At 70.9% G+C, this 3045-nt stretch carries 3 protein-coding genes; 2 read left to right on the top strand and 1 reads right to left on the bottom strand.

Annotation, left to right across the window (positions count from 1 at the left end):
- Positions 1–1379, top strand: a 1379-nt coding sequence (locus AC2VON_RS13825) for a DEAD/DEAH box helicase (RefSeq protein ID WP_486953483.1), incomplete at its 5' end; no start/stop codon positions are given.
- A gap of 17 nt (positions 1380–1396) precedes the next feature.
- Positions 1397–2632 carry an Rv3212 family protein gene (locus tag AC2VON_RS13820; protein ID WP_486953482.1) on the top strand — a complete coding sequence of 412 codons (1236 nt, stop codon included), beginning with the start codon at positions 1397–1399 and terminating at the stop codon, positions 2630–2632.
- A 102-nt stretch (positions 2633–2734) separates the two neighbouring features.
- Here the strand turns inward: AC2VON_RS13820 and AC2VON_RS13815 are convergent.
- The coding region (locus AC2VON_RS13815) for a ParA family protein (protein WP_486953481.1) at positions 2735–3045 on the bottom strand (311 nt) is incomplete at its 5' end.

The raw sequence follows: 3045 nt of genomic DNA, 5'->3' as shown, positions 1-3045 counted from the left end.
TCGGCCAGGCCCGCACCGGCATGGGCAAGACCTTCGCGTTCGGCGTGCCGTTGCTGCAGCGCATCAGCACCGACACCACAAGGCCGCTCACCGGTGTCCCGCGGGCGCTGGTGGTGGTGCCGACCCGAGAACTGTGCCTGCAGGTCTCCGGTGACCTGGCCGACGCCGCGAAATACCTGACCACAGGTGGACCTCCAGGAAGCGACGCTAAGTGCGCTTCCCGTCCCCTGTCGGTGGTCGCCATCTACGGTGGACGGCCCTATGAGGCGCAGATCGAAGCTCTGCAGGCCGGCGCCGAGGTGGTGGTGGGCACGCCGGGTCGGCTGCTCGACCTGGCCCAGCAGAACCATCTGCAGCTCGGCGGGCTGGCCGTGCTGGTCCTCGACGAGGCCGACGAAATGCTGGACCTGGGGTTTTTGCCGGACGTGGAACGCATCCTGGCCCAGATTCCCGACGATCGCCAGTCGATGCTGTTCTCGGCGACCATGCCCGGCCCGATCATCACGCTGGCTCGCGGCTTCATGAGCCAGCCCACCCACATCCGGGCGGAGGCGCCGCACAGCTCGGCGGTGCACGACGCCACCGATCAGTTCGTCTACCGTGCCCACGCCCTGGACAAGCTGGAGCTGGTCAGCCGGGTGCTGCAGGCCCGCGGGCGCGGCGCCACCATGATCTTCACCCGAACCAAACGCACCGCCCAGAAGGTGGCCGACGACCTCACCGAACGCGGGTTCAAAGTGGGCGCGGTGCACGGTGACCTCAATCAGGTGGCCCGGGAGAAGTCGCTGAAGGCGTTCCGCACCGGCGACGTCGACGTGCTGGTCGCCACCGATGTCGCCGCCCGCGGTATCGACATCGACGACGTCACGCACGGCCGCAACTACCCGTGCCCCGACGACGAGCAGACCTACGTACACCGCATCGGCCGCACCGGCCGGGCGGGGCGCACCGGGGTCGCGGTCACCCTGGTCGACTGGGACGAGCTGGCCCGCTGGACGATGATCGATCACGCGCTGGGCCTGAGTTGCCCCGATCCGGCCGAAACCTATTCCAGCTCACCGCATCTCTACACCGAGCTGGGCATCCCTGCCGATGCCACCGGGAGCGTCGGCAGAGCCCGCAAGTCGCCGGTCAAACGACCCACGCGTGACACCGGCGCCGACCGCCGGCGTTCGCCCCGCAACTCCGATAGGTCGCGGCGGCGCACCCGCGGCGGTAAGCCGGTGACGGGAACACGCCCGGACCGCGAAGCCGTCAAGCAGCCACCGGCAGCCGCAGAAGCCACCGGCACGGCGTCCGCCGAGAACGGGCAGAACAGGTCACGCCCGCGCCGTCGCCGGCCGCGCATGGCGGCCGGCGCGGCGACTAGCGGCAGCTGAACCTTGCCGCCTGCCTGATGGTCCGACCCGAGCAGCGTACCCGCGGCGATGTCGTAGCGGCGGTGGTGATCATGCTCGCCGTCGTGGTTGCGGGCGTGCTGGTCTGGTGGACCAGCGACGCGCGGGCCACCATCAGCCGCCCCGCCGCCGAGCCGGCCCCCAACCCGGCGCCGGCACAGGCGGTGCCGGGGTCGCTGACGCAGCTGTGGACCGCTGCCAGTCCGGCGACGAGCAGCCCGGTGATCGTCTCCGGAACCGTGATCACCGGTGCCGGACGAGAGATGACCGGGCGCGACCCGGCCACCGGTGAGCCGCGTTGGAGCTATGCCCGCGGCGTCGACCTGTGCGCCGTCTCCTGGATCTACCGTTACGCCGTTGCCGTCTTTCCCGACGGGCGCGGCTGCGGCCAGGTCAGCACCGTCGATGCCGACACCGGCCAGCGCGGACCGGCCCGCACCAGCTACGCCGACCGGCACGTCACCGTCTCCTCCGACGGCGCCGCGGTGTTGTCGGTCGGCGCGACCCGGTTGGAGCTGTGGCGTTCGGACATGGTTCGGGTGCTGTCCTACGGCGAAATCGACGCCCAGCTGAAACCCTCCGCGCAGCGACTGGGCAGCGGATGCACCCTGCTGTCGGCTGCTGCCGGTTCGTCGGCGGTGTCGGTGCTGGAGGCCTGCCCGGGACAGGACGACCTGCGGCTCACCCTGCTGCACGCCGGCAAGGAGGAGGACGAACCGGAGCAGCGCCATCTGCCCGTGCCCGGCGTCACCGCCGACTCGGGCGCCCGGGTGCTGGCCGTCTCGGACCACAACACCGCCACCCACACCGCGGTCTACCTGCCGTCGCCGCAGCCCAGGATCGAAGTCGTCGACCAGGCCGGCATTACCGTCGCCAAGACGCTGCTGCCCAGCCGACCGTCACCGGCCAGCGCGGACTTGACGGTGTCGCGGCCCGCAGGTCTGGTCAGCTGGTGGACCGGCGGCGCGGTGTTGATGTTCGACGCCACGACGCTGGCCTACCGCTACACCGTCTCCGGTGCGGGCCCGGCGGTTCCGTTGGGGCCGGCAGCAGTGCTGGCAGGCCGGCTATTGATCCCGGTCAGCGGCGGAATCGACGTCTGCGACCCGGCCACCGGCAAGCACGAACGCACGATCGAAGTCAGCCGTCCGCCCGGGGTATCCGCGGTGTTCCCGGGGGCGTCCGGTTCGATGGTGTTGGAGCAGCGCGGCGACACCGTGGTCGCCCTGGGCTGAGCCGCCTGCTACCGCCCGGCTACACGGCGAGCATGCGGAAAATCGCACTACAGCCGCCCCGCGAGTGCGAGTTTGTGCATGCTCGCGCAGCCGGCGCTCCCGCTACACGTCGGGGGTGAACGTCGGCAGCGGCTTGCCGGAGTCCCAGTGTTCGAGCACCGCGTGCGCCACCTCGCGATAGGCGGCGGCACCCTTGTTCTTGCGTGCGGCAATCACCGATGACCCCGATGCGCTGGCCTCGGCGAAGCGCACCGTGCGCGGGATGGGCGGGGTCAGCACCGAAAGCCCGTAGCGGTCGGCGATGTCGAGCAGCACGTCGCGCGTGTGGGTGGTGCGCGAGTCGTACAGCGTCGGCAACGCGCCGACCAGTCGCAGGCCCGGGTTGGTGATCTGCTGGATGTCGGCGACGGTGC

Source organism: Mycobacterium sp. TH-M82 (assembly GCF_057473605.1).
The sequence above is the reverse complement of the archived record's forward strand: the minus strand, read 5'-3'. Positions and strand labels throughout refer to the sequence as shown.